The organism is Bacillus paramycoides (assembly GCF_038971285.1).
Lineage (GTDB): Bacteria > Bacillota > Bacilli > Bacillales > Bacillaceae_G > Bacillus_A.
In genome coordinates this window covers 1,198,429-1,223,558 of sequence record NZ_CP152427.1, presented here as the reverse complement: position 1 = coordinate 1,223,558, position 25,130 = coordinate 1,198,429, and the positions used below count along the sequence as shown (strand labels likewise).

At 36.7% G+C, this 25,130-nt stretch carries 30 protein-coding genes and 2 other annotated features; of the genes, 9 read left to right on the top strand and 21 right to left on the bottom strand.

The window, feature by feature from the left end; all coding sequences use genetic code 11:
* Positions 1 to 74 precede the first annotated feature (74 nt).
* From AAG068_RS06320 to trpE, 8 genes are all read right to left on the bottom strand, one after another.
* Positions 75 to 434 (bottom strand): DUF4029 domain-containing protein, encoded by a 360-nt coding sequence (locus AAG068_RS06320; protein ID WP_342718585.1) that lies wholly within the window; start codon positions 432 to 434, stop codon positions 75 to 77.
* A 74-nt stretch (positions 435 to 508) separates the two neighbouring features.
* Positions 509 to 1,285 (bottom strand): tryptophan synthase subunit alpha, encoded by a 777-nt coding sequence (gene trpA, locus AAG068_RS06315; RefSeq protein WP_342718584.1) that lies wholly within the window; start codon positions 1,283 to 1,285, stop codon positions 509 to 511.
* 3 nt (positions 1,286 to 1,288) lie between these two features.
* Entirely contained in the window at positions 1,289 to 2,482 is a 1,194-nt protein-coding gene (trpB, locus tag AAG068_RS06310) for a tryptophan synthase subunit beta (RefSeq protein WP_342718583.1), read from the bottom strand.
* Positions 2,479 to 3,093 carry a phosphoribosylanthranilate isomerase gene (locus AAG068_RS06305; RefSeq protein WP_342718582.1) on the bottom strand — a complete coding sequence of 205 codons (615 nt, stop codon included), beginning with the start codon at positions 3,091 to 3,093 and terminating at the stop codon, positions 2,479 to 2,481. The genes trpB and AAG068_RS06305 overlap by 4 nt, the downstream gene beginning before the upstream one ends.
* Positions 3,090 to 3,851, bottom strand: a complete 762-nt coding sequence (gene trpC, locus AAG068_RS06300; protein WP_342718581.1) for an indole-3-glycerol phosphate synthase TrpC — start codon at positions 3,849 to 3,851, stop codon at positions 3,090 to 3,092. The genes AAG068_RS06305 and trpC overlap by 4 nt, the downstream gene beginning before the upstream one ends.
* Position 3,852: 1 nt before the next feature.
* Positions 3,853 to 4,878: an anthranilate phosphoribosyltransferase gene (trpD, locus tag AAG068_RS06295; RefSeq protein ID WP_342718580.1), complete on the bottom strand. Its 1,026-nt coding sequence runs from the start codon at positions 4,876 to 4,878 to the stop codon at positions 3,853 to 3,855.
* Positions 4,875 to 5,462, bottom strand: coding sequence for an aminodeoxychorismate/anthranilate synthase component II (locus AAG068_RS06290; RefSeq protein ID WP_342718579.1), 588 nt, complete (start codon positions 5,460 to 5,462; stop codon positions 4,875 to 4,877). Before AAG068_RS06290 ends, trpD begins: the two co-directional genes overlap by 4 nt.
* Positions 5,459 to 6,877, bottom strand: coding sequence for an anthranilate synthase component I (gene trpE / locus AAG068_RS06285; protein ID WP_342718578.1), 1,419 nt, complete (start codon positions 6,875 to 6,877; stop codon positions 5,459 to 5,461). Before trpE ends, AAG068_RS06290 begins: the two co-directional genes overlap by 4 nt.
* 52 nt (positions 6,878 to 6,929) lie before the next feature.
* Positions 6,930 to 7,174, bottom strand: a binding site (T-box leader).
* Positions 7,175 to 7,216: 42 nt separating this feature from the next.
* Positions 7,217 to 7,454: a binding site (T-box leader), on the bottom strand.
* 306 nt (positions 7,455 to 7,760) lie between these two features.
* On the opposite strand from trpE, the gene putP reads away from it, so the two are divergent.
* Together putP and AAG068_RS06275 are read left to right on the top strand one after the other, a co-directional pair.
* Positions 7,761 to 9,239, top strand: coding sequence for a sodium/proline symporter PutP (gene putP, locus AAG068_RS06280; RefSeq protein ID WP_342718577.1), 1,479 nt, complete (start codon positions 7,761 to 7,763; stop codon positions 9,237 to 9,239).
* A 212-nt stretch (positions 9,240 to 9,451) separates the two neighbouring features.
* Positions 9,452 to 9,850, top strand: a complete 399-nt coding sequence (locus AAG068_RS06275) for an Ig-like domain-containing protein (protein WP_342718576.1) — start codon at positions 9,452 to 9,454, stop codon at positions 9,848 to 9,850.
* 72 nt (positions 9,851 to 9,922) lie between these two features.
* On the opposite strand, the gene AAG068_RS06270 is transcribed toward AAG068_RS06275, so the two are convergent.
* On the bottom strand, positions 9,923 to 10,270 hold the full coding sequence (locus tag AAG068_RS06270; RefSeq protein WP_342718575.1) for a PH domain-containing protein: 348 nt from the start codon (positions 10,268 to 10,270) through the stop codon (positions 9,923 to 9,925).
* Positions 10,271 to 10,346: 76 nt separating this feature from the next.
* Positions 10,347 to 11,258, bottom strand: a complete 912-nt coding sequence (locus AAG068_RS06265; protein WP_098857332.1) for a DMT family transporter — start codon at positions 11,256 to 11,258, stop codon at positions 10,347 to 10,349.
* A gap of 203 nt (positions 11,259 to 11,461) precedes the next feature.
* Between AAG068_RS06265 and AAG068_RS06260 the strand changes: the two genes are divergently transcribed.
* The 6 genes from AAG068_RS06260 to exsF all read left to right on the top strand — a co-directional run bounded on the left by AAG068_RS06260 (position 11,462) and on the right by exsF (position 16,678).
* Positions 11,462 to 12,193: an alpha/beta hydrolase gene (locus tag AAG068_RS06260; RefSeq protein ID WP_342718574.1), complete on the top strand. Its 732-nt coding sequence runs from the start codon at positions 11,462 to 11,464 to the stop codon at positions 12,191 to 12,193.
* Positions 12,194 to 12,285: 92 nt separating this feature from the next.
* On the top strand, positions 12,286 to 12,804 hold the full coding sequence (locus AAG068_RS06255) for a YjcG family protein (protein ID WP_342718573.1): 519 nt from the start codon (positions 12,286 to 12,288) through the stop codon (positions 12,802 to 12,804).
* 1 nt (position 12,805) lies between these two features.
* A complete protein-coding gene (locus AAG068_RS06250) occupies positions 12,806 to 13,228 on the top strand; it encodes a GNAT family N-acetyltransferase (protein WP_342718572.1) in 423 nt (140 codons plus the stop codon).
* Positions 13,229 to 13,327: 99 nt separating this feature from the next.
* The gene (locus AAG068_RS06245) at positions 13,328 to 15,394 is read left to right on the top strand and encodes an ATP-dependent helicase (protein ID WP_342718571.1); all 2,067 of its coding nucleotides are present in this window, start codon (positions 13,328 to 13,330) and stop codon (positions 15,392 to 15,394) included.
* A 142-nt stretch (positions 15,395 to 15,536) separates the two neighbouring features.
* Entirely contained in the window at positions 15,537 to 16,007 is a 471-nt protein-coding gene (gene cotY, locus AAG068_RS06240; RefSeq protein WP_342718570.1) for a spore coat protein CotY, read from the top strand.
* Between the two features lie 167 nt (positions 16,008 to 16,174).
* The gene (gene exsF / locus AAG068_RS06235) at positions 16,175 to 16,678 is read left to right on the top strand and encodes an exosporium protein ExsF (RefSeq protein WP_044795500.1); all 504 of its coding nucleotides are present in this window, start codon (positions 16,175 to 16,177) and stop codon (positions 16,676 to 16,678) included.
* A 77-nt stretch (positions 16,679 to 16,755) separates the two neighbouring features.
* Here the strand turns inward: exsF and AAG068_RS06230 are convergent, their stop codons facing one another.
* Together AAG068_RS06230 and AAG068_RS06225 are read right to left on the bottom strand one after the other, a co-directional pair.
* Positions 16,756 to 16,941, bottom strand: a complete 186-nt coding sequence (locus AAG068_RS06230) for a hypothetical protein (RefSeq protein WP_063224588.1) — start codon at positions 16,939 to 16,941, stop codon at positions 16,756 to 16,758.
* 101 nt (positions 16,942 to 17,042) lie between these two features.
* Entirely contained in the window at positions 17,043 to 17,402 is a 360-nt protein-coding gene (locus AAG068_RS06225) for a DUF1360 domain-containing protein (protein WP_075308459.1), read from the bottom strand.
* Positions 17,403 to 17,527: 125 nt separating this feature from the next.
* On the opposite strand from AAG068_RS06225, the gene exsY reads away from it, so the two are divergent.
* Positions 17,528 to 17,986, top strand: coding sequence for an exosporium assembly protein ExsY (gene exsY / locus AAG068_RS06220; protein WP_046198579.1), 459 nt, complete (start codon positions 17,528 to 17,530; stop codon positions 17,984 to 17,986).
* Between the two features lie 60 nt (positions 17,987 to 18,046).
* Here exsY and AAG068_RS06215 read toward each other — a convergent pair whose 3' ends face one another.
* The 9 genes from AAG068_RS06215 to AAG068_RS06175 form a co-directional block, all read right to left on the bottom strand.
* A complete protein-coding gene (locus AAG068_RS06215; protein WP_342718569.1) occupies positions 18,047 to 18,595 on the bottom strand; it encodes a spore coat CotO family protein in 549 nt (182 codons plus the stop codon).
* Positions 18,596 to 18,736: 141 nt separating this feature from the next.
* Positions 18,737 to 19,507 (bottom strand): enoyl-ACP reductase FabI, encoded by a 771-nt coding sequence (gene fabI, locus AAG068_RS06210; protein WP_046957035.1) that lies wholly within the window; start codon positions 19,505 to 19,507, stop codon positions 18,737 to 18,739.
* A 109-nt stretch (positions 19,508 to 19,616) separates the two neighbouring features.
* Positions 19,617 to 20,471, bottom strand: coding sequence for a dTDP-4-dehydrorhamnose reductase (gene rfbD, locus AAG068_RS06205; protein WP_342718568.1), 855 nt, complete (start codon positions 20,469 to 20,471; stop codon positions 19,617 to 19,619).
* A gap of 11 nt (positions 20,472 to 20,482) precedes the next feature.
* Positions 20,483 to 21,454, bottom strand: coding sequence for a dTDP-glucose 4,6-dehydratase (rfbB, locus tag AAG068_RS06200; protein ID WP_342718567.1), 972 nt, complete (start codon positions 21,452 to 21,454; stop codon positions 20,483 to 20,485).
* Between the two features lie 15 nt (positions 21,455 to 21,469).
* Entirely contained in the window at positions 21,470 to 22,015 is a 546-nt protein-coding gene (gene rfbC / locus AAG068_RS06195) for a dTDP-4-dehydrorhamnose 3,5-epimerase (RefSeq protein WP_342718566.1), read from the bottom strand.
* 8 nt (positions 22,016 to 22,023) lie between these two features.
* Positions 22,024 to 22,761 (bottom strand): sugar phosphate nucleotidyltransferase, encoded by a 738-nt coding sequence (locus AAG068_RS06190; RefSeq protein WP_342718565.1) that lies wholly within the window; start codon positions 22,759 to 22,761, stop codon positions 22,024 to 22,026.
* Between the two features lie 14 nt (positions 22,762 to 22,775).
* Positions 22,776 to 23,456: a glycosyltransferase family protein gene (locus AAG068_RS06185; protein ID WP_342718564.1), complete on the bottom strand. Its 681-nt coding sequence runs from the start codon at positions 23,454 to 23,456 to the stop codon at positions 22,776 to 22,778.
* Between the two features lie 12 nt (positions 23,457 to 23,468).
* Positions 23,469 to 24,155, bottom strand: coding sequence for a glycosyltransferase family protein (locus AAG068_RS06180; RefSeq protein WP_342718563.1), 687 nt, complete (start codon positions 24,153 to 24,155; stop codon positions 23,469 to 23,471).
* The gene (locus AAG068_RS06175) at positions 24,152 to 24,841 is read right to left on the bottom strand and encodes a class I SAM-dependent methyltransferase (RefSeq protein WP_048526716.1); all 690 of its coding nucleotides are present in this window, start codon (positions 24,839 to 24,841) and stop codon (positions 24,152 to 24,154) included. Before AAG068_RS06175 ends, AAG068_RS06180 begins: the two co-directional genes overlap by 4 nt.
* Positions 24,842 to 25,130: the final 289 nt, after the last annotated feature.

Sequence of the window (25,130 nt, the reverse complement as noted above, 5' to 3'; positions counted from 1 at the left end):
TATAACAGATACCATGAATTTCAATTGTTTTTGCAACAGATACAAAAAAAGGAACCGAACGGCTCCTTTTTTAATCACTCCCATTTTCTATTATCCTGAAAAACTGTCTGCTGTCCGACTATTTTGTCTAACAGAACAAACACAATATAAGCACATATGACTTGCAATACAACATTTCCGAATTTCATAAATTCAAATGAATGGATCCAGCGGAATAATTCATTTAATAATACAATTGAAATGATACTAAATAATTCTATACTAATCGAAAATATACATATTTCTAAAATAGATTGCTCTTGAATGCGATTTAAGTTGGAAAAGATGAATACATATCCTAAAAATAGAGCCATCATCTCTATTTTTGTCATGCTAATGAGCCAGGCGTATAGTGGTACAGTTAACAGAAGATATAGTAGTTTCCGTCTTAGCATGCTTTCTCACTCTCTAAATTATATGTATTTTCTGTATATTTTAACATTTATTTCGTAAAACAAAAAGAAGAGACTTACGCCTCTTCTTTTTGTTTTGTTGCCTGTATTAATTCACATATTTCTTCTCGTTTTTCGTTTTCTAACAGCTCAATAACTTTACTTCCAACAACAACGCCGTCACATATTGTAATCATTTCTTCTACATGTTCCTTTATTGAAATACCGAACCCTGCCACTACCGGTAAATGCGTATGTGATTTTACTTTTTCTAAGTAACTATGAATCTCCTCTTTAAAGTTTTGACGTACGCCTGTTACGCCCGCTACTGTAACGGCGTAAACGAATCCTTCTGATTCACTCGTAATTTTTTCGATTCGCTCAATTGGACTCGTTACGGTAACGAGTGGAATTAGCGCCATGTTTGCCTCTCGAAGTAACGGGGCAATAATATTTTGTTCTTCATACGGTAAATCCGGAACGATGATGCCGTCTACACCTGCTTCTATACAATTTTCGATGAATCTTTCTTTTCCGAATGCGAGTACTGGATTTAAATATGTCATGAGTACAAACGGAATTTGCACTTCTTTCCTTACCTCTATCAATGCTTGAAAAATACCATTTACTGTTACACCGCTATCTAGCGCTCGTTTCCCTGCTCTTTGAATTGTTGGACCATCTGCAACTGGATCTGAAAACGGGATGCCAATTTCAACGATGCTTGCTCCTGCTTCGTCTAGAAAACGAATTCTTTCTTTTAATTTTTCAAGGCCACCATCTCCCCCCATTACGTACGGAACAAATGCTTTCTTACCATTTTCAAACGCTGCTTTAATTTTTTCTACTCCCATTTTTTACACCTCTTCCATATAACGTTTTATACTCTCTACATCTTTATCTCCGCGGCCAGATAAACAAATGACAAGCCCTTCGTCTTTCTTCATTTGCGGCGCTAATTTTAATGCATATGCGACAGCATGTGAGCTTTCTAAAGCTGGAATAATTCCTTCTTTTTTCGTTAATAATTGAAATGCTTCTAACGCTTCATCATCTGTAATGGAATGATAAGAAACGCGGCCAATATCTTTTAATAAACTATGTTCTGGTCCAACACCCGGGTAATCGAGTCCTGCTGAAATAGAGTGAGCTTCTTGAATTTGTCCTTCTTCATTTTGCAGAAGGTACATCATCGATCCGTGTAAAACACCAACGCTTCCTTTCGTTAAAGTAGCTGCGTGCTTTTCTGTATGAACGCCTTTTCCAGCTGCTTCTACTCCATAAAGAGCGACTTCTTCATCATGCACGAACGGATAAAACATTCCCATCGCATTACTACCGCCGCCAATACAAGCAACGACTGCTTCTGGTAATTTCCCTTCTAACGTTTCATATTGTTTTTTTGTTTCTTTCCCAATTACACTTTGGAAATCACGAACAATTTGCGGGAATGGATGCGGTCCGAGAACAGATCCCATAATGTAGTGTGTATCATGCACGTGTGAAACCCAGTAGCGAAGCGCCTCGTTCACCGCATCTTTTAATGTGCCGCTACCTGCCGCTACACTTTCTACTTTCGCTCCGAGTAATTCCATTCGGAACACATTTAATTTTTGACGTCTTACATCTTCTTCTCCCATAAAAATGACGCATTCTAACCCGAGTAGGGCACATACAGTAGCTGTCGCGACTCCGTGTTGTCCTGCTCCTGTTTCAGCGACAACTTTTTTCTTGCCCATTCGTACTGCAAGTAATGCCTGACCGATTGTATTGTTAATTTTATGAGCTCCTGTATGGTTCAAATCTTCACGTTTTAAATAAATTTTTGCACCGCCGCAATACTTCGTCATATTTTCAGCGAAATAAAGCGGTGTTTCTCTTCCGACGTACGTTTTCAAATAGTGATTTAATTCCTTTTGGAACGCTTCATCTTGCATCGCTTCTTTATATGCTTCTTCTAGTTCTAATACAGATTGCATTAACGTTTCTGGAACATATCGTCCTCCGTATATACCGTAGTGACCTTTTTCATCTGGATATGCGTAATTCATTTAGAACACTCCTTCGCTTTTTTAATGAATTGTTTTATTTTCTCTACATCTTTCTTTCCTTCTGTCTCCACTCCGCTACTTACATCGACCATGTATGGCTGAATCGTTCGAATCGCTTCTTCTATATTAAGAGCGTTTAATCCACCAGCTAATATCGTTTTCTCGCGTAACTCTTTTGGCATATGTGTGAGTAGCTCCCATGAAAATGTCTTTCCATTTCCTCCGTGAAACTTTTCCTTCGGGCTATCAAACAATATATAATCCGTTTCATATGCTTGAGCATTTTTCAAATCATTCTCTGAATTTATCCCAAGTGATTTTATAGACGGAATATTCAATCTCTTAATTTGATGATTATCTTCATCTCCATGTAGTTGCACATGCGTTAACCCGCATTCATCTGCAATTTTCTGGATTACCTCTACTGATTCATTTACGAAAACACCGACCTTTAACACGTTTGCTGGAAGTTCCTGAATGATTTCTTTCGCTAGCCCTGGAGTAATTTTTCGCTTACTTTCTGCAAAAACAAATCCGAGTGCATCAGCTCCGTATTCGCAAGCACGTTTTGCCGTTTCGATATCAGTGATACCACAAATTTTCACTTTCATATGTTCACCTTACAATCTTCAAAAAAGGTGCGAATAGAAGATGATGTCATAAGCGCTTCCCCAACTAATACACCTTTTGCTCCGGCTCGCTTGACGCGGATAATATCTTCTTTTGAATGAATGCCACTTTCACTAATCCAAAGTAATTTCTCCTCATTTAATCGTTTCCCGAGCTTTTCCGTTTGGCTTAAATCCACTTCAAACGTTTTTAAATTACGATTGTTAATACCGATAACGTGCGGATTTAATTGGATCGCAATTTCTAATTCCTGCTCATCATGAACTTCAACAATTGCTTCTAATCCTTTTTCTAGTACGTAACTATACAGCTCTTTTAACTTCTCTTTCGTTAACGCCGCTACGATTAGTAAAATAATATCTGCGCCAGCTTCATACGCTCTATCAATTTGAATTTTATCGATTATGAAATCTTTGCATAAAAGTGGAATGTTACTTTCTTCTCTCGCCGTTTGTAAATCATGAAACGATCCTTTAAAAAACTGACCGTCTGTTAAAACAGAAACTGCTCCTGCGCCGCATTCTTTATATGTTTTCACTTGTTTTCGTACATCAACGTGTAAATTAATATCTCCTTTTGATGGTGACGCTCGCTTTACTTCTGCAATGACAGTAAACTGCTGTAATGCTTCTACAAGTGAATGTGTCTTTCTACTTTCTTTTACTGGTGTATACGTTTCATATAATGCCGCAATTTCCTTTTTCTTTTGGTCTACAATTTTGTCTAAAATCGTCCCCACGTTAATTCACCCTTTCTAATTTCTCATTACTTGCTGCAATTAATAAGTTTAGTTTGGCTAATGCTTTTCCAGAGTCAATGCTATGCGCCGCTAGTGTAATTCCTTCTTCAATCGTTTCCGTTTTTCCATTTGCAAAAAGAGCTAGACCTGCATTGAATAAAACAGTATCGCGGTAAACACTCTTTTCTCCGCTTAATACTCCGAGCGTAATCTTTGCATTCTCTTTCGAATTCCCGCCTCTAATCTCTTCATTTTTCACTATTTTGAAACCGTATTTCTCAGGTTCAATACTCGTTTCTACTATTTCATTATCTTTTAAAATGACAACGTGATTTTCTCCTTGTAATGATGCTTCATCTAAAAAACCACTCCCGTTTACGACAACCGCTTGTTTTCTTCCTAGTTTCTGTAATACTTGCGCAACTGGTAGTAACATATCTCGTTTATAAATGCCGACAAATTGTGTTTCTAAATTCACCGGATTTGTTAAAGGGCCAATTAAGTTAAAGATCGTCGGCACGTTTAATTCTTTTCTTATTTTCATAATGCGTCTTAATGCTGGATGCATCGCTGGTGCGAATAAAAATGCGATTCCGACATGCTCTAATAAATAATCAATTTCGTTTGGCGTACTGCTAATATTTACACCGAGTTCTTCTAATAAATCTGCACTTCCTGTTTTACTAGAAACAGCACGATTACCATGTTTGGCAACCTTTACACCAGCTCCCGCCAGTACAAATGCCGATGTTGTACTAATATTAAACGTTTGGGCACCGTCACCACCTGTCCCGCAATTGTCCATCGCTCCTTGTATATGGTTCGAAAATGGTAATGCCTTGTCACGAAGCGCTCGAACGAGGCCGTATATTTCTTCTGCTGTTTCACCTTTCGCTTTCAGTAATACTAAGAAAGCTGCAATTTCACTTTCCAATATGTTTTCATTTAATAAAAGAAGCCCTGCTCTATACATTTCCTCTTCTGTTAAATGTTGCCCCTCCACTAATTTACGAAGATAGTTATTCATACTCTTTCCTCCTCTTTCACTTCGCCTAAAAAGGCACGTATTAACTTTCCGCCTTCTTCTGTTGCGATTGATTCCGGATGAAACTGTAATCCGAATAGCGGATAATAATTGTGACGAACTGCCATTATTTCTCCGTCGTCCATCGCTGTCGCTAGTATGTCAAAACACTCTGGCAAGCTCGTTTGTGCTGCAACAAGGGAATGGTAGCGCATCGCCGTTAATGGCTGTGTTACATATGAAAAGATTGAAGTTCCATTATGTTTCACACGTGATGTTTTTCCGTGTTTAATACGTTCTGCTCTTACAATCTCTCCTCCAAATGCTGATATAATCGCTTGATGACCAAGGCAAATACCTAATATGGGAACGTTCTTATAAAAATGTCGAATCACTTCGATACAAATGCCAGCATCCTCTGGTTTTCCTGGCCCTGGTGAAAGTACAATTTCTTTCGGCTTCATTTCTTCTAATTGTTCTATCGTTATTTGGTCATTTCTTACGACTACAATATCTTCTTCGTATTCCCCTAACAGTTGATACAAGTTATATGTGAATGAATCGTAATTATCAATCAGTACAATCATTTCATTACCTCCAAAAGCGCTCTCGCTTTATTTAACGTTTCTTCATATTCAGCTACTGGGTCTGAATCGTAAACAATGCCCGCTCCTGCCTGAACGTGTGCTTTTTTATCTTTTACGACCATCGTTCGAATCGCAAGTGCCATATCAAGATTCCCTGAAAAACTAACGTATCCAACTGCACCGGCGTAAACATTTCTTTTTTCAGTCTCTAGCTCGTTTATAATTTCCATCGCTCTAATTTTCGGAGCGCCTGACACTGTTCCTGCTGGTAGGCAATACGCTAATGCATCAAATCCACTCATTTGTTTTCGCAATTTTCCGTAAACTTCAGATACAATGTGCATAACGTGAGAGTATTTTTCTACTTTCATATATTTATCTATCGTCACGGATCCAATTTCACTCACTCTGCCAATATCATTCCGCCCAAGGTCCACAAGCATCATATGCTCCGCTCGTTCTTTCTCATTTTCTAACAGCTCTTTTTCAATTTCCGTATCTTCCTGCTTTGTCTTCCCTCTCGGCCTCGTACCAGCAATTGGATTCGTCATCACTTTGTCCTCTCTTACTGATAACAAACTTTCCGGCGAAGAACCGAGTACAACATAATCTTGAAAATCGATATAGAACATATATGGTGATGGATTGGCAATTCGTAGTTTTCGGTATAACGCGAATGGATCACCAATACATTCACTTTGCAAACGCTGGGATAATACGACTTGGAATATGTCCCCGGCCCGAATATGTTCTTTCGCCGTTTCTACCATCGCGCAAAATTCTTTTTCTGTTATAGAAGAAGTGAATGATAATGTTGATCTTATTTCAGTTACTTCCGCTTCTTCTCCCTGTAACACTTGCTCTTTATATACTTGCAATCTTTCATATACTTCTTCATAATCTGCTGAATCATCTTCCCTGCATACATATACAAATGATAATTTTTGGCGTAAGTGGTCATACACGATAAACTCACGGTACAGTAAAAGGTGTACTTCTGGAATATTCAATGGATCATGTAAATCCGCTCCAATGTTTTCATATTGACGAATGACGTCATAGCCAATATAACCAACTGCTCCTCCACAAAACGGGAATGGACTGTCTACTTGAGCTGACGCGATTTCTCCTTCTAACACTTGTAGTACGTTACATTGTAACTTTTCTGCCCGGCCGTAAATCGTTCGTTCTACTTCCGTACCAACACTTTTCACTTCACCATATGGATTACATCCTAAGTAAGAATAGCGTCCTTTATCTTGATGAAGCTGCGAACTTTCTAATAAAAACTTTTTCTTTCCTTTCATACGTCTATATAAAGAAATTGGCGTAATGCTATCTCCTTCTTCTTCAGCGATTACTAAAAATGCTCTTCCCTGTTCTTTTTGCTTCATAAATTCCTCTTTTGTTATCATGCCTTTCACCTCAATCTGAAAAATAAAAAAGTCCCCTACATATCGAAAATATGTAGAGGACGATAAATTTACCGTGGTACCACCTCATGTTGGACGCAAAAGCATCCCGCTTTATTCAGGTACAAAATATATACCTTATCCTTGTAACGGCGGAACCCGGGTTGCCTACTGAAAATAATTGTTCAGCATACCTCTCGTAAGCCCATTCCGTATATGGCACCGCACCGGGCTCCCACCTATCCCCGGCTCTCTGTAACGTCTCCAATATACGTACTCTTCTTACTTCAACGATTTCATTTATTTAATTTTTTGTACACAAAAAGGGAGTACTCATCCTATAGAAAGGACGGGTACTCCCGTGGTGCCACCTTAATTCGTTACGAATGTAACGCACTTTACCGTATCAAAAACAATACGTGTCTCTTGTATCGATGAGATCATGTCGCCAAAGCCTACTTCTTTCGTTTCGGTTTGGAAGCTCCGAAGCCCATTCCACATCAATTCCATACTGATTCGCACCAACCATCAGCTCTCTGACATGTTCATCATGTGTACTCTTCTTCATCAACGCTTGCATTTTTTTAAGTTGCACTCATTATAGACTTAACTTTTTTCATAAGTCAATACTTTTTAAAAAATTTTATTTTTCTCTCCTTTCAATATTATATTGACAAAACAACCTCTTTTTATGTAAATATAATAAATACTCTATTAAAAATAAGGTTTTTTGTATGAATATTATATATTAAAAAAGTAAAATGACATCAAAAAACGCTTACATTTCTGAAAATTCATATTTCTGTATGGATTTTTCAGAATAATCATGATAGATTATAAATATGCATAACGCATCAAAAGACATGACAAAAGAAAGGGGAACTACATGAGTACGCAGATGTTAATTTTAACTTCTATCTCTATTTACATGCTCGGGATGCTAATTATCGGCTATTTCGCTTATAAGCAAACATCCAACTTAACAGATTATATGCTTGGCGGGCGTACACTAGGCCCCGCAGTAACAGCATTAAGTGCTGGAGCAGCTGATATGAGTGGTTGGCTTTTAATGGGCTTACCCGGTGCAATGTTTAGCGTTGGATTAAGTAGTAGCTGGATTGCGATCGGCCTAACATTAGGCGCATACGCAAACTGGATCTATGTCGCTCCTCGCTTACGTACCTACTCTGAAATTGCAAACAACTCTATTACTATCCCAGAATTTTTGGAACACCGTTTCCACGACAAATCTCATATGCTACGCCTAGTATCTGGACTTGTTATTATGATATTTTTCACGTTTTATGTAGCTTCAGGATTTGTCTCTGGCGCTGTATTATTCGAAAATTCATTTGGACTCAATTACCATGTTGGGCTTCTTATCGTTGGTGGAGTTGTCGTAGCTTACACATTATTTGGTGGATTTTTAGCTGTAAGTTGGACAGACTTCGTACAAGGAATCATTATGGTAGTCGCTCTTATTCTTGTTCCAGCCGTAACAATTATGCACGTAAATGGACTTGGTCCAGCATTTGAAACAATTAAATCTATCGATCCGGCATTATTAGATATTTTTAAAGGTACTTCTGTATTAGGGATTATTTCATTATTCGCATGGGGCCTTGGTTATGTTGGACAACCACATATTATCGTACGCTTTATGGCGATTTCTTCTGTAAAAGAAATTAAAAGCGCACGACGTATTGGGATGAGCTGGATGATTTTCTCTGTTGTCGGAGCTATGTTTACTGGACTTATCGGTATTGCATACTATTCAAAAGCAGGTTTAAAACTTTCTGATCCAGAAACGATTTTCGTTGAACTTGGCACTATTTTATTCCATCCACTTATTACTGGATTTTTATTAGCAGCTATTTTAGCAGCTATTATGAGTACAATTTCTTCTCAACTTCTCGTTACTTCGAGTGCAGTAACAGAAGACTTATATAGAACATTCTTTAAGCGTGATGCTTCTGATAAAGAACTTGTATTTGTCGGTCGTATGGCTGTTCTTGTTATTGCTTTAATTGGATGTGCATTAGCACTTAAACAAAACGATACGATTTTAGCTCTTGTTGGATATGCTTGGGCTGGATTCGGTTCTTCATTCGGACCTGCTATTTTATTAAGCTTATATTGGAAACGTATGACGAAATGGGGCGCGCTTGCTGGTATGATTTCTGGTGCCGCTACTGTTATTATATGGACTCAATTCAAATTCTTAAAAGATTTCTTATATGAAATGATTCCAGGTTTCGCTATTAGTTTACTAGCTATCGTAATTGTTAGTTTACTAACACAACCTTCAAAAGAAGTTGAAGAGCAATTTGAGAATTTCGAAAAACAACATAGTCATAATCTATAGAGGGAAAGCTCTGCTGTTATCGTATCAGCAGAGCTTTCTTTTTATCCCGCATTAACGTGCAGTAAGACCCCCACTGATTAAAGTTTCACTTTATCAAAGTTCGACAATCTTCTGCTCGAATTTAACAATTTCTTTATGTTTCGTTAAATTAAACATAACACTACTCCTTTATAGTAATACTATCAGCACTTATACAGAAAGGGGACTCCAACATGTTAGCAGCTTTCCAGCAACAACAAACACGAAAATTTTCACCTATCACAAATACTTCTACGTCTTGTTTAAACATACAACCTAATCCACCTAAAATTTCAATTGCTCCTTCTGTTATTTCAGTCATTGGTGTTCATATGGAAAAAAATAAGTTGAAAATAAGAACGGGACAAAGCACTGAGTTATCAGCTTCCGTGTTGCCGATGCAAGCGACGAATAAAGAACTTATTTGGACAAATATGAATGCTGATGTCATCACAATGTATCCAAATGGGGATACGGTAACGATTACTGGAAAAAGTGCCGGAAGAGCAGTCATAATTGTCACAACTGCTGAAGGAAAGTTCCGTGATCTATGTATGATTCATGTACAGCCTTATATGACAAATCCAAAGTAAAAGAGTGGCTTCTAAGCCACTCTTTTACTTCATTTCAATGTGTGGATTTTTACTTATAACAAGATTGATGAATTACGCTTTATCTTTAGGAGAAATAATTTCTGTTTGATGCGCGCCGTAAACAATTTCAAGTCGATCAAATGATAAAGCATGAGCCGCAATTGGATTTTTCGTATTTGAAATTTGTTTTATATCTCGTATCAATATGCGCTTTTTCACGAAACCGGATCTAATAGTAATTGTTTCTTCCTCGACGATGTATGTTGTCGAAAACCAACTCCACATAAATAATATGGCTAATGGGATTGTAAAAAATAAAAGAACATATTCTCTACCTGCAAATAGGGGAGCAAAACACGCTCCAATGACAACGAAAAAAATCGAATATAACCATACATCTTTTTTGGATGGAAATTCCATTTCCCTCCCCCTTCCACGCCCGTATTTCTATAAAACAAAAAGAGAAGTATCACAACCTCTCTTTTCTCTCTTAACATTATAATTCCTGTGTATACGCCGGCTCGTTTACTACATTTTTTGCTGTTCGTTTTTGTTGCTGTAGTAAGAAAACAGATACACCAAACAATACGAGGATGCTACCGATAATTTGCATGGCATTTAATCTTTCCCCGAGTAAGAAGAAAGCTAGTATTGATGCTCCAACTGGTTCACCTAAAATACTCATTGAAATTGTTGTTGCATTTACGTAGTTTAATAGCCAGTTATTAATGACGTGTGACACTGTCGGCACGACCGCAAGTAAAAGAAAAACGGTCCAATCCCACTTCGTATAACCTGTAAAAGGCACTTGCAATACTATATTATAAATCCCCATAAAAATGCCTGCGAATGCAAAGACTGTAAAGCTATAAATCCAGTGTGATACTTTCTTCACTGTCGTTTGCCCGATAAATAAATAACCGACAACTGCTATTACACTTAAAAAGGATAATATATCTCCATAAATTGCTTGTTCACTTAGTCCTAAATCTCCCCACCCAATACACATTACGCCTAATATCGCAATTCCCATTGTCGCAATGGCTGAGTATGTTGTTCTTTCTTTAAATAAGAAAAAACCTCCAACTAAAGATACGATTGGCTGAAGCGCTAATATAATCGTCGAACTCGCAACTGTCGTATGCTTTAAAGATTCAAACCATAAAAGAAAATGAAGTGCTAAAAAGAAACCAGATCCAATTAAAAATCCCCAATCTTTTATTTGAATCTTACTAAACTCTTCCCGTTTTTTCCAAACGATAGGCAACATAATAAGTACGATAATCCATAATCGATACATGCTTAATATGGAAGATGGTGCTGAGGACATCTTTACAAAAACTGCTGCGAATGAAATGGCTATAATGGAAATAGCTAATGGTAGTGCAATCGATCTTTCTTGTTTCAAATTCCGTCTCCCCTCTCACCTGTCAAAAATCCCACTTCATTATATCCGTTTTCTTTCATAACTTAAATACTAATTTTTTAGATTCTTCGTACCATTATGGTAAAATAGAAACGAAAGCACCTATTAGTGAATATTTCTTTCTTTTTCACTACAAGCGTCGCTCTTACAATCATTACAGTAAATTTTTATTTAGGGGGATCCACATGAATCAAACAATAGGGAGAATTGAAGAGATTTCATTTTATAGTGCATCACTTCAAGAAGATGTTACACTTCTCGTTTACTTACCAGTAAATTACACACCACTGCACAAACATACAGTGGTCATTGCACAAGATGGTAGAGATTATTTTCAGCTTGGTAAAGCGCACCGTGTAATTGAGCGCCTTCGTGAAACTGAAGAAATTGACCGTACAATTATTGTCGGTATTCCATATAAAAATGTACACGATCGTAAAGAAAAATATTTCCCAAATGAAGTAAAAAACGCTGCTTATATTCGTTTCCTTGCTCATGAACTTGCACCATATATCGACGAAAATTATCCAACGTACCAAATGGGAAAAGGTCGTGTGTTAATTGGTGATTCTCTTGGCGGAACAGTTTCCTTTATGACTGCACTTATGTATCCGCATACATTCGGTAAAGTCGTTATGCAATCACCATTTGTGGATGAAACAGTGATGAATTTTGCAAAAGAATTCAAAAATCCGGAGGCGCTAGAACTTTATCACGTCATTGGAACAGAAGAAACAGCTGTAAAGCGCACGGATGGACAAGTATCTGATTTCGTACAACCGAACCGTGAGCTTAATACGCTTCTGACAGATAGAAATTTCATCACGCATTACGAGGAATTTGAAGGTAATCATACGTGGAAATATTGGCAAACTGATTTACCGAAGGCTTTCTCTCATATGCTATCAATGAAATAATAGAGAGCAGTATTCAGAATAATTTGATATAATAGTTTAAGAGAGTTATTTTCTCAAAATCTAACTAGACTTACAAAGGGAGGAATTGGAACATGAAATTAGGCATTGTAATTTTTCCATCTAAAATGATTCAAGATAAAGCGAACGGATTGCGTAAACGTTATGATCCCCACTACGCATTAGTTCCGCCACATATTACATTGAAAACACCCTTTGAGACGCAAGATGAACAATTAGAATCGATTGTAAACGAGTTACATACAATCGCAAGTAAAACGAACCCTTTTATCCTTCATGTTGGAAAAGTTGGTTCATTCGCACCTGTTAATAATGTTCTTTATTTTAAAGTAGAAAAAACACCGGAACTTACTTTCTTAAATGAGGAAATGCACAGCGGGTTCTTTACACAAGAACGCGAATACGCTTTCGTACCTCATTTAACAATCGGACAAGGCTTATCTGATGCAGAGCATGCTGATGTACTAGGTCGATTACGTATGAAGGATTTCTATTATGAACAACCAATTGACCGCTTCCATCTTCTATATCAATTAGAAAACGGAACATGGACTGTACACGAAACATTCCACCTTGGAAAGGGGAACAACTAATTTGCAAGCACAGATCGTACAAACGGACGAACAACTAAGAGATGCATTCTCTGTACGTAAGCAAGTATTTGTGAATGAGCAGCAAGTTTCTGCCGAAGAAGAGTATGATGAGTTTGAAGAAACTTCTATACACGTTGTTATATATGATAATGATGTTCCCGTTGGTGCTGGGCGTTTTCGCACCATTGATGGGGTTGGAAAAATGGAACGCATTTGCGTACTAGCTTCCCATCGTAAAAAAGGCATTGGAAAAATTGTTATGGATGCACTTGAAGCATATGCGAAAGAACACTCGCTACCAAAATTGAAGTTGCATGCTCAAACACATGCTGAAGATTTCTATAAGAAGCTTGGATATGTAACGAGTTCTGATGTATTCATGGAAGCAAATATTCCTCACATCGTTATGATAAAAGAATTGTAATTTGAAAACAGGAGGTACCCCCTCCTGTTTTTTACATTGCTATTTTCTTTTTCTTCCGCTAAAGTTAAATGTTGATGCTATAGTTTTGAAGGTGAATATATGACACAAGAAAAATTTTCACAAAAATCATTAACGCACGCTGATATTCCGCGTGCAACATATCATATTCCAAAAACATCTACCCATTTAATTATGGAAGAAGATGCAGATGCGGCGTATTTTCGCGCTCTCGAACAACAAAATGTATTTTTAAACGAAAAACAATTAGAGGCCGTACGAACGACAGAAGGTCCTGTTCTGACATTGGCTGGTGCCGGAAGCGGGAAAACATCTGTTTTAACAACTCGCGTAGGTTATTTAGTAAATGTAAAACAAGTTCATCCGCGAAATATTTTATTGCTTACATTTACACAAAAAGCGGCTGAAGAAATCCGAAATCGTGTAGCGAATTTACCAGGTATGAATCATGCCACAAGTAGCTACGTAGTTGCTGGTACGTTCCACTCTGTCTTTTTAAAATTGCTTCGTAGTCAAGGATATAATCAGCAAATTTTAGCAAACGAAAAACATAAACAAATTATGATAAAGAAAATTTTAAAAGAATTACGTTTAAAAGACGATTATGATGCTGAAACGATGCTCGCGATGATTTCACTTGAGAAAAACAAATTAAATCGTCCGAAAGATGTACAAGCAAAAACACCTGTTGAACAAGAATTCAAAGAAGTATACGAGCGTTTTGAAGAAGTGAAACAACGATATAATTATATTGATTTCGATGACATCTTATTAGAAACATATTATATGTTAGAAAATAACACTCCTTTGCTTACCCAATTACAACAACGTTTCCACTATATTGAAGTAGATGAGTTTCAAGATACATCGTATGCACAATATGAAATTGTAAAATTGTTAGCTTCGCCAAGAAATAATTTGTTTATCGCTGGTGATGATGATCAGGCGATATACGGCTGGCGAGGAGCAAGTCATCAAATTATTTTATCTTTTCCAAAAGAATTCGATAACACTACGATTATCGCACTTAATACAAATTATCGATCCAATCCTTTCATCGTCGGACTTGGAAATGAAGTGATCAAACTAAATCAAGAACGATTTGATAAAGAGCTATATTCTGTACGTGAAGAAGGTGTACAACCTTTTTACGCAAGACCGGCTACGACTCTTGATGAAGCAAATCAAATTTTGCAGCTCATTCAAGAAAAGGTAGACAGCGGTGAACGAAACTATAAAGATTTTTGTTTACTGTATCGCACACATTCTGTAAGCCGTTCATTACTTGATCAGCTTACCATTCATAAAATCCCGTTTATTAAGCACGGTGCGAGTCAGTCATTTTATGAACATTCTTTAATTAAGCCTGTATTAGATCATTTAAGACTGGTGATTGAGCCGTTTCGAGTAGAATCACTTTCAAATATATTACCAACGATGTATATCGGGCGGGATGATTGTATTTCCTTTATTGAACGTGAACAATGGAAATATGGTGAAGGCCGTTTTCCTTCTCTTCTCCATTTCTTATTATTAAATCCGAGCTTAAAACCTTTTCAAGTAAAAAAGGTAAATGAGCGTATCGATTTTATTAAATTTATAAAAGAATTAGAACCGAAAAAAGCATTAAAAGAAATTATTCATGGTAAAGGAAAGTATTTAGAGTACTTACAAAGTAACGATCGTTCTTCCTTTACGATGCATAAAGATATACAAGAAGAAATGTTAGAAGAATTAATGGAGTCGGCAAATCGTTTCACCGATATTCCAGCTTATTTACAATTTATTAATGAAGCAATTCAAGGTCAAAAGGAAATGGAAGCATTAAAAACAATGCCGCAAAAAGATGCTGTTTCGCTTATGTCTATTCATAACGCAAAAGGTCTTGAATTTCCATGCGTCTTTTTACTTGGAGCGAGCGATGGTATTCTGCCCCATACTTCTTCTTTAAAAGATGCAAATGATCGTGTTACAGAGACTTCTGAAGCTTTAGAAGAAGAACGCCGTTTACTTTATGTCGCCATTACACGTGCGAAAGAAGAACTTTACATTTCCTCTCCGCAATTTTTCAGAGGAAAAAAACTAGATATATCTCGTTTTTTATATACTGTACGAAAAGATTTACCTGAAAAGACATCCGCGAAATAAGGATGTCTTTTTTTATATTGCATTATGTACATCCCTCCTATATAAATTCCTTGTTTTCATCATGATAATTAACGTAATATCAGCCATATCCGATTCATATTGTAATAGTGTATGTCAGAACTCACGAGAAGGAGTGAACATAATGAGCTGCAATTGTAACGAAGACCATCATCACCATGATTTTGATTTCAACTGTGTATCTAATGTTGTTCGTTTTATAAATGAACTGCAAGACTGTGCAACGACAACATGTGGATCTGGTTGCGAAGTTCCATTTTTAGGAGCACATAACAATGCATCAGTAGCAAATACACGCCCTTTTATTTTATACACAAAAGCCGGAACACCTTTTGAAGCATTTGCACCATCTGCAAGCCTTACTAGCTGCCGATCTCCAATTTTCCGTGTAGAGAGTATAGATGATGATGACTGTGCTGTACTCCGTGTATTGACTGTAGTTTTAGGTGATGGTACCTCTGTACCACCTACCGACGATCCAATCTGTACGTTTTTAGCTGTACCAAATGCAAGGTTAGTGTCGACATCTACTTGTATTACTGTTGATTTAAGTTGTTTCTGCGCTATTCAATGCTTACGTGATGTTTCTATATAAAACTAAATATTAATTTAAGCATGGATTGGGTGGCAGAGTTTTCTGCCACCCAATCCATGCTTAAAAGGTATTATTATGTATTTTTCATAAAATTGGGAACTTGTCTAGAACATAGAACCTGTCCTTTTCATTAACTGAAAGTAGAAACAGATAAAGGAGTGAAAAACATGTTCTCTTCTGATTGCGAATTTACTAAAATCGATTGCGAGGCGAAACCAGCTAGTACACTACCTGCCTTTGGTTTTGCTTTCAACGCTTCTGCACCTCAATTCGCTTCACTATTTACACCATTACTATTACCTAGCGTAAGTCCAAACCCAAACATTACTGTTCCTGTAATAAATGATACAGTAAGTGTTGGAGATGGCATTCGAATTCTACGAGCTGGTATTTATCAAATCAGTTATACATTAACAATTAGTCTTGATAACTCACCTGTTGCACCAGAAGCTGGTCGTTTCTTCTTATCATTAAATACACCAGCTAACATTATTCCTGGATCAGGTACAGCAGTTCGTTCTAACGTTATTGGTACTGGTGAAGTAGACGTATCCAGCGGTGTTATTCTTATTAACTTAAATCCTGGCGATTTAATTCAAATTGTACCAGTTGAGTTAATTGGAACCGTAGACATCCGTGCTGCAGCATTAACAGTTGCACAAATTAGCTAGTAAAAAGCGGTATTTCTTCATTAGAAATACCGCTTTTTATATGTATAATAAAAAACACTCACAGTAACATGAGTGTTTCATTCTTCATAGTGTTTTATTGTGTTCTTCTTTTTCCCACAATTACATCCCTTTTTCTTCACAAATCCTTGTTGTTGCAATTGTTCTTGATATGCCTGTTGTTGCAATTGGTGTTGTTGCTGTATATGATACCATTGCTGCAGGTCATATGAATTTTGCCTTGGATTATTGCTCACAGCAAACATCTCCTCTACTTTAAAATCTGTCAATTTACTATATGAACAACTTCTTATTTCCGTTCCCTCATTCTTTTAAACTCCGCTTTTTCTCGTATTATGAAAATATATTATTCTCCTATAAAATATCCTGTAATTGTTTCAATTATTGCCGCTGCACCTGCAATGGCTAATAATGCAAGTAACGGCTCTGCAACGATAGGAATCCAATTATATACACCTAATAAAAAAGCACTAACCCATACACCTGTACACCAATAACAGCTTAATAATTCACCAACCCACTTTCTTAATCCTTTACCTTTTACTTTTGTAAAGGTTGATACACTTCCATCAGGCTCCGTAATCTCTAGCTCATCAATAAACGGTCTTCGCAAAAAGGCTGTAATTTTATCATAAACAATTAAACGAGTGAGCCTAAAAGCAGCTAACGCGAAAATAAAAAATAAAAGCCAGCTTGTAAACAGCATGATTCCACCTTCCCTTATCTTCTTTCGCCTATTTAAAAAAAAAGGTCTTGAGATTGTGACCAAATCTCCTCGACTCCAATATCTTATTAATGTAAATACAAACAAGAAGATAAGGAGTGACATTAATGAGTTGTAACGAAAATAAACACCATAGCTCTTCTCATTGTGTAGTTGACGTTGTAAAATTCATCAATGAATTACAAGATTGTTCTACAACAACGTGTGGATCTGGTTGTGAAATTCCATTTTTAGGTGCACACAACACTGCATCAGTAGCAAATACACGCCCTTTTATTTTATACACAAAAGCTGGAGCACCATTTGAAGCATTTGCACCATCCGCAAGCCTTACTAGCTGCCGTTCTCCAATTTTCCGTGTGGAAAGCGTAGATGACGATAGCTGTGCTGTACTACGTGTATTAAGTGTAGTATTAGGTGATAGCTCCCCTGTACCACCTACTGATGACCCAATTTGTACGTTTTTAGCTGTACCAAATGCAAGACTAGTATCGACATCTACTTGTATTACTGTAGATTTAAGCTGTTTCTGTGCGATTCAGTGCTTACGCGACGTTTCTATCTAATAAATGAAGTAAACTAAAAAACTATTGGGGTGGTAGAAGCATTCTACCACCTTTACATATCTAAAAGCCTGCCATACTAATCGATTGGATATCCTCTATAGATAACCGAATATCTCTCATACTATTTGGCGGCATAATGGATACAATGCCATTACGATACGATATGATCGATCCAACATATGAGACTGTAGCTGTTTTTATTCTGCACCTTACTTTCGGAATATAATGAGGGCGGTTTAATAAAAAATGAATTTTCTCTTCATTATTCATATCCTTAAATGATTTATTATACGGGACAGTTCTCACTGGCTCTTGCTGTTCTTTCTGTTCTTGTTGTTCTTGTTGCTCTTGTACTTGTTCCTCTTCTTCTATTGTTTCTTCTACTTGTTGCTCTTCTTGCTGTTCTATTACCTCTTCCACAGCACTACTTACAACATTTTCGTTTCTATTACTTTCCTCTTTTCGATCCTCATTTTCAAAGTTTGTTAAGATAATTCTTTTTATTTTCGGTGCAGCAAGTTCCAAATTTACTTGCGCAATATATAACAACGGTTTTCCAACTGTTGAACTTTTATTTTTATTCTTCACACTCGTCCCTCCCACTTCCATACGTAGCTGAATAAATCGTGTACTATTATAGTTATATTCATAACGTGGTAAGAACTTTCGTTAAAAATCGTTCTTTCTAAGAACAAATAAAAAGGACAATCTCAACATGTAGAGATTGTCCTTTAAAAATTCATATTATGTTTATCCTAGGATATGATATCCTGAATCAACGTGAATGTTTTCTCCTGTTACGCCGCGTGCTAAATCACTGAATAAGAATACTGCTGTATCCCCAACTTCTTCTGGAGTTGTTGTACGACGAAGTGGTGCGCGCTCCTCAATTTCTCTTAAAATTGAGTTAAAGTCGCCTACGCCTTTTGCAGATAACGTACGAATTGGTCCTGCAGAAATAGCGTTAACGCGAATGCCATGTTGGCCTAAATCGTTAGCTAAATATTTTACGCTCGCTTCTAATGAAGCTTTCGCAACACCCATAACGTTATAGTTTTTCACAACGCGCTCGCCGCCAAGGTATGTTAACGTTAAAATATTTCCGCCTTCTGTCATTACTTTCTTTGCTTCTCTTGCTACAGCTGTTAAAGAGAATGCACTAATATTTTGTGCAAGTAAAAATCCATCGCGAGAAGTATCTACAAATTCACCTTTTAAATCATCACGATTTGCAAAAGCAATACAGTGTGCTACACCGTGAATTGTACCAACTTCTTGCTTGATTGTTTCAAAGCAAGTTGTAAGTTCTTCATCATTTGTTACATCACAAGGTAATACAAGTGATTCTTGTCCTTCTAATGTGTCCGCTAATTCACGAACGTTTCTCTCTAAACGTTCTCCTGCATATGTGAAGATTAATTTTGCACCTGCATTATGCAAAGAGCGAGCAATTCCCCACGCAATACTTCTTTGGTTCGCAACGCCCATAACAACAAATGTTTTCCCTTGTAATAGTTCCATGATATATCCTCCCAGAAATACTTATACTTGTTATTAGTACCTGATACTATAATTATAGTAACATAAAACCTCTTAAAGGCAAACAAAAAAGTCATTAACTTAAATTTTGTTAATGACTTTTTGTTTCTATAAAAAACCGCTCTAATCCTTCTTCCCAAGAAGGCATTTGTAAAAAACCATTTAACCGTAGCATGTTATGTTGGAAAACAGAATATTTCGGTCTCTCTGCCGCCGCCCCAAATTCTTCGGTTGAAACAGGTAATACATTCACTTTCATATTTGCATACGAAAATATTTTTTGTGCAAATTCAAACCAAGAACACGAGCCTCTATTTGATACATGATACGTACCGTATAAAGAAGTGTGAATGAGCTTATTAATCATCACATTTAAATCCGCCACATAAGTAGGAGAACCAATTTGATCCGCTACAACAGATACTTCTGCTCTTTCTTTCCCTAATCGCATCATCGTTTTCACAAAATTATTTCCATACTTACCATATAACCACGATGTGCGAACGATAAAATATTTATTATGTAACTCTTTGACGAACTGCTCTCCTGCATATTTAGAAGCTCCGTATATATTTATCGGCGCCGGATTATGAAATTCATCATACCCTTCCGGTCTGTCACCTTGAAATACATAATCGGTACTAATATAAACTAACTTCGCCCCTACTAATTGTGAAGCAACCGCTACATTTCGAGCTCCTATTGCATTTATCCTATACGCAAGATCTTGTTCTCTCTCAGCATGATCAACCTTCGTATACGCTGCACAATGAATAATGATATGTGGCCTTATTTCTTGTACCACTTGTTGCATTTGGGATATATTTGTTATATCTAGTAACTTTTTATCAAATGGATATATGTCATATTCTTCAGGATTTAACTCTTCTTGTAGTTGCTTTCCCAATTGACCATTTGCTCCTGTTATGATAATTCGTTCTTTCATTTATATGCCCCTTACTTTTCTTTTAGTGGTTTCCACCATTCTATATGATGTTCATACCATTCCACCGTTTCTTTTAGCCCTTGTTCAAACGTATACTGCGGTTCCCAGCCAAACTCATTTTTCATCTTTTGCGCATCAATCGCATAACGACGATCATGCCCTAAACGGTCTGTAACATATGCAATGTCTTTTTTCGTCTTTCCTAAGAGAGAGATAATTTGTTCCACAACATCTACATTTGTTTTTTCATTATTTCCACCTATATTATATACTTCCCCTATACGTCCCTTATGCAGAACAACGTCAATTGCACTACAATGATCCGTTACATGTAACCAATCTCTTACATTTAATCCATCGCCATATAACGGTAATTTTTTCTCTTCCAGTGCATTCGTAACCATTAATGGAATTAGTTTTTCAGGATATTGATACGGCCCATAGTTATTGGAGCAACGCGTTACTAAAACTGGTAATTGATATGTTTTATAATAGGATAAAGCTATCATGTCGGCGCTCGCTTTACTTGAAGAATATGGACTATTTGGAGCTAATGGAGTTTCCTCGGTAAATCGACCTGTTTTCCCTAAAGAGCCGTACACCTCATCTGTTGATACTTGCACAAGTTTAATATGCGGATATTTTTTCACTAATTCTAATAAGGTGACTGTCCCGATTATATTTGTATCATAAAAAGGGATCGGATTTGCAATACTACGGTCCACATGTGATTCAGCTGCGAAATTGACAATTACTTGCACGTCACGCTCCTTAATAACATGCTCCAGCAGCTCTCCATTTTGAATTTCCCCTTTTACAAAAGAGTAATTCGGATGATCTTGAAGAGACTTCACGTTATTTAAATTCCCGCTATATGTTAATGCATCAAAATTAATAATTTTATATGTTTCATAGCTTTGTAACATGTAATGAACAAAATTACTTCCAATAAAGCCGGCCCCACCTGTTACTAATATATTCATAAGCAACTCTCCTACTCAAAAGCTATCTTCACATTCCTGAAGTGACGGTAATACTCGATCTTTGTCAGACAAAATAGGACTTGTTACTGGCCATGGAATTGCTAATTCTTTATCGTTCCAAAGTACCCCTGAGTCATGATTGGCACTATAATACTCATCTACTTTATACATAACAATCGTATGGGGAACAAGTGTACAAAAACCATGTGCAAATCCTTTTGGCACTAATAATTGACGGTGATTATCCGCACTTAAAATATATCCTATCCACTGCCTAAACGTTGGGGAATCTTTTCGCAAATCGACGATAACGTCATAGATTGCTCCTTGCATAACTTGAATAAGTTTCGTTTGTGCTTTCGGATTTTTTTGAAAGTGTAACCCTCGAATCGTCCCCGCTTCTGCTGAATACGAAACATTATCCTGTACAAATGAATACGTAATCCCTAATGTTTCTAGCACCTTCTTATTATAACTTTCAGTAAAAAAGCCACGCCCATCTCCAAATAACCTCGGTTCTAACAATTTTGCGTCGGTAAAGTTTGTTTCTACAACTTTCATATTCTCACCTATTCTCCGTTAAACTGTTTCCCAAAGTTTATATCCCGCGCTAACGTATTCGCCTTTTGAAGAGAAACATGAGTTCCCGCATCCGTCCACCAACCGCTCATTTCATTATAAGTAAGTATCCCTCGTTTTAAATACCAATTATTGATATCTGTAATTTCAAGTTCTCCCCTTGCGGAAGGTTTTAATTCTTTTATATAAGAAAAGACTTTCGAATCATACAAATAAATTCCTGTGACTGCATAGGAACTTTTTGGCTCTTTCGGCTTTTCTTCAATTTCAATTATTTTTCGGTTTTGAATATGTGCTACACCAAATCTCTCCGGATCATCTACAGATTGCAGCAGTACTTTCGCACCTTCTTTTTGATTTGCAAACTCTTCAACATATGGACGAATATCATCAGAAAAGATATTATCTCCTAATATAACTACCATACGATCGTTCCCGACGAAACCCTCACAAAGCCCTAATGCTTGCGCAATTCCGCCCGCCTTATCTTGCACACGATACGTAAAGGACACACCAAACTCTTGACCGCTTCCTAAAAAACTAACAACATCTCCCATATGCTCTTTACCTGTAATAATCATAATATCTGTGATTTCACATTGTTTTAGCTTATATACCGCATGATATATCATTGGATATCGTCCAACAGGAAGCAAATGTTTATTCGTTACTTTCGTTATTGGATATAATCTCGATCCAGTTCCACCTGCTAAAATAATTCCTTTCACCCTGCATCTCTCCCTTATGATGGAGATAGTATATCTTTGTAATGTTCTACAAACACTTTCCGATCCTTCTCATATGTATCCGCATCAAACTCATCCCCGTTGTAGTGAATACACCATAAATTTGCTTGATTAGGGATACCAATTAAATAACCTGCCTTTTGAAACTCTAAAGACTGCGACACATCATAAAAGTGGAATCCTTGAAATAAGTCCTCTCGCCACGGAATATCATACTGTGTGGCCATTAATAATCCATCAATTGCCTGAACTGACATAAATGATTGATTCCCATAAAACATCTGATCTAAATTTAATAATTGATAATTCCTTCTTCTATACTCAATCACTTTCCCTACTAAATTTTTCCCTTCCCACCATATCCCGTTGCTCGGTAAAAACTGAGCACCAGCTACTCCAATTAAACCGAGTTTTTCGTTATCTTTAAAAAGAGAAATGAGTGTATAAAACATCTCACGATTAATAAGATAAGTATCTTGATGTATATAAACCTTATACTTCGCGGGATATGAAAGTGCTCGGTTATATGCACTTGCCATACTTTTCGCATCTCGTATCGGAAAAATTTGTACGACATAACCAGGGGGAACAAAAAGGTTTCTTATTTGTCTCTCGCATTGTTCAAATAGCTCTTCATTGTTTATACAAACAACGACTAATATTGTATGATCTTTCATTTTGTAGCCCCTCTATTCGTCTTGATTTACATCTGACATATAGTGCTCCACAAATATCTTTCTATACTTTTCATAGTTGGTCATATTGACATCAATATGATAGTGAATGCACCACGCATCACGCTGTACAGGAACCCCAACTGTATATCCAGCTTTTCTAAATTCAAATGATTGAGACACATCATAATAGTCAAATCCATCAAACAAGTCTTCCCGCCACGGAATATCGTATTGCGTTGCCATTAATAATCCGTCAATACATTCAACTGGCATAAATGTTTTTGAGTCATGATACGGCTTTTCTTGACTTGCCATATAATATAAATCATTCATGTAACCAATGACTTTTCCAACAACTCCTCTACCTACATTCCATATTCCATTTGGAGGAACATATTGGGCTCCAACCATACCAATCATTCCAAGATGTTCATGATCCTGAAATAATTGAAGTAATCCGTATAAGAATCCCATATTTACAATGAAAACATCTTGATGTATATACACTTTATATTTCGCCGGATGCGAAATTGCTTGATTATATCCGCTCGTCATACTTTTCGCATTCCGAATTGGCATAAATTTTACAATATATCCTGGAGGCACTGCCAATCTTAATATATGTCTCACGCACTGTGCATACATTTTTCGATCATTTATACATGTAACAAACAATATTGTTTTATCTGCCGCACTCATAATTGTGATTTTTCTGCTTCAATTATATATTGAAATACAACCGTCTCAGCCATGAAGCCACTTCCAAGACGATATTTTTTACAAATTCCATATAACTCCTCAATTAACGGTTCATACATTTTGTGATCAATATATACACGATCTACTTTACTAATTGAATAACCCGCTTTTAGAAACATTCGTAGCATTTCATTAAATGTAAAGAAACGAATATGCGTTTTATCTAATAATCCATATTCTGTATACGTCCAATTTCCAGCAAGTAAAGGAGCTAATACTGAAATGTGAGCAACGTTTGGTATACTAGCTAAAATCACACCATTTTCTTTTATATATGGCTTTACTTTTTTTATTACCGACCACGGATCAAATAAATGCTCTAGTACGTCTCCAAATATAATGCAATCAAATTGTCCCTCTTCATAAGGAAGATCTACTTTTTCTATATCCCCTAAAATAACATGATCTAGTCTTTCTTTCGCTTTTTCGGCCGCCTCCGGGAATGCCTCAATTCCTGATACACGTGTACCATTTTCTTTAATTGCTGCTCCCAATGCACCGCTCGAGCAACCGATATCAAGAACTTCTTTCCATTCCTTCTTTATATGCTTTAATAAATTCGGATTCGCTGCATTAAAATAATGCTCGGACTTTTCTTCATATAAAGAACTTTTTTCACGATTCATTTCACACACTCCTTATGCAAATTGAATTTGAAATATAAATCTCATATAAATTCTATAAAGTAGAACTTTCATCAGTAATTGTTTTGTTTCCTCCGCTGATTATTACCTTTTACCAATCGAACGTTTACGAGCAGCGGGGCTCCCCACCTAACTGCTTTGCTCCAACCTAATTTTTTGATGGGGTTCTTACTGCTCACACATAGCAGGCTAAAAGATGTTGCCTGTATTGGTTACATGACTGATACTCTAATATATAACCAATCTATGAGAGTTAGAATAACGATAAACC

What these genes read in the sequence shown, in the direction of transcription:
- trpB (WP_342718583.1), bottom strand. Translation starts at nt 2,482, where the DNA reads ATGAATTACGCATATCCAGATGAAAAAGGTCACTACGGTATATACGGA.
- AAG068_RS06230 (WP_063224588.1), bottom strand. Translation starts at nt 16,941, where the DNA reads ATGTTTGCTGTGAGCAATAATCCAAGGCAAAATTCATATGACCTGCAG.
- trpD (WP_342718580.1), bottom strand. Translation starts at nt 4,878, where the DNA reads ATGAATAACTATCTTCGTAAATTAGTGGAGGGGCAACATTTAACAGAA.
- AAG068_RS06185 (WP_342718564.1), bottom strand. Translation starts at nt 23,456, where the DNA reads ATGAAAGATCATACAATATTAGTCGTTGTTTGTATAAACAATGAAGAG.
- fabI (WP_046957035.1), bottom strand. Translation starts at nt 19,507, where the DNA reads ATGGAACTATTACAAGGGAAAACATTTGTTGTTATGGGCGTTGCGAAC.
- AAG068_RS06270 (WP_342718575.1), bottom strand. Translation starts at nt 10,270, where the DNA reads ATGGAATTTCCATCCAAAAAAGATGTATGGTTATATTCGATTTTTTTC.
- AAG068_RS06175 (WP_048526716.1), bottom strand. Translation starts at nt 24,841, where the DNA reads ATGAATCGTGAAAAAAGTTCTTTATATGAAGAAAAGTCCGAGCATTAT.
- exsF (WP_044795500.1), top strand. Translation starts at nt 16,175, where the DNA reads ATGTTCTCTTCTGATTGCGAATTTACTAAAATCGATTGCGAGGCGAAA.
- putP (WP_342718577.1), top strand. Translation starts at nt 7,761, where the DNA reads ATGAGTACGCAGATGTTAATTTTAACTTCTATCTCTATTTACATGCTC.
- AAG068_RS06245 (WP_342718571.1), top strand. Translation starts at nt 13,328, where the DNA reads ATGACACAAGAAAAATTTTCACAAAAATCATTAACGCACGCTGATATT.
- rfbC (WP_342718566.1), bottom strand. Translation starts at nt 22,015, where the DNA reads ATGAAAGTTGTAGAAACAAACTTTACCGACGCAAAATTGTTAGAACCG.
- cotY (WP_342718570.1), top strand. Translation starts at nt 15,537, where the DNA reads ATGAGCTGCAATTGTAACGAAGACCATCATCACCATGATTTTGATTTC.
- rfbB (WP_342718567.1), bottom strand. Translation starts at nt 21,454, where the DNA reads ATGAATATATTAGTAACAGGTGGGGCCGGCTTTATTGGAAGTAATTTT.
- AAG068_RS06305 (WP_342718582.1), bottom strand. Translation starts at nt 3,093, where the DNA reads ATGAAAGTGAAAATTTGTGGTATCACTGATATCGAAACGGCAAAACGT.
- AAG068_RS06255 (WP_342718573.1), top strand. Translation starts at nt 12,286, where the DNA reads ATGAAATTAGGCATTGTAATTTTTCCATCTAAAATGATTCAAGATAAA.
- AAG068_RS06320 (WP_342718585.1), bottom strand. Translation starts at nt 434, where the DNA reads ATGCTAAGACGGAAACTACTATATCTTCTGTTAACTGTACCACTATAC.
- AAG068_RS06215 (WP_342718569.1), bottom strand. Translation starts at nt 18,595, where the DNA reads ATGGAAGTGGGAGGGACGAGTGTGAAGAATAAAAATAAAAGTTCAACA.
- trpA (WP_342718584.1), bottom strand. Translation starts at nt 1,285, where the DNA reads ATGGGAGTAGAAAAAATTAAAGCAGCGTTTGAAAATGGTAAGAAAGCA.
- AAG068_RS06290 (WP_342718579.1), bottom strand. Translation starts at nt 5,462, where the DNA reads ATGATTGTACTGATTGATAATTACGATTCATTCACATATAACTTGTAT.
- AAG068_RS06180 (WP_342718563.1), bottom strand. Translation starts at nt 24,155, where the DNA reads ATGAGTGCGGCAGATAAAACAATATTGTTTGTTACATGTATAAATGAT.
- exsY (WP_046198579.1), top strand. Translation starts at nt 17,528, where the DNA reads ATGAGTTGTAACGAAAATAAACACCATAGCTCTTCTCATTGTGTAGTT.
- trpE (WP_342718578.1), bottom strand. Translation starts at nt 6,877, where the DNA reads ATGATAACAAAAGAGGAATTTATGAAGCAAAAAGAACAGGGAAGAGCA.
- AAG068_RS06225 (WP_075308459.1), bottom strand. Translation starts at nt 17,402, where the DNA reads ATGCTGTTTACAAGCTGGCTTTTATTTTTTATTTTCGCGTTAGCTGCT.
- AAG068_RS06275 (WP_342718576.1), top strand. Translation starts at nt 9,452, where the DNA reads ATGTTAGCAGCTTTCCAGCAACAACAAACACGAAAATTTTCACCTATC.
- rfbD (WP_342718568.1), bottom strand. Translation starts at nt 20,471, where the DNA reads ATGAAAGAACGAATTATCATAACAGGAGCAAATGGTCAATTGGGAAAG.
- AAG068_RS06260 (WP_342718574.1), top strand. Translation starts at nt 11,462, where the DNA reads ATGAATCAAACAATAGGGAGAATTGAAGAGATTTCATTTTATAGTGCA.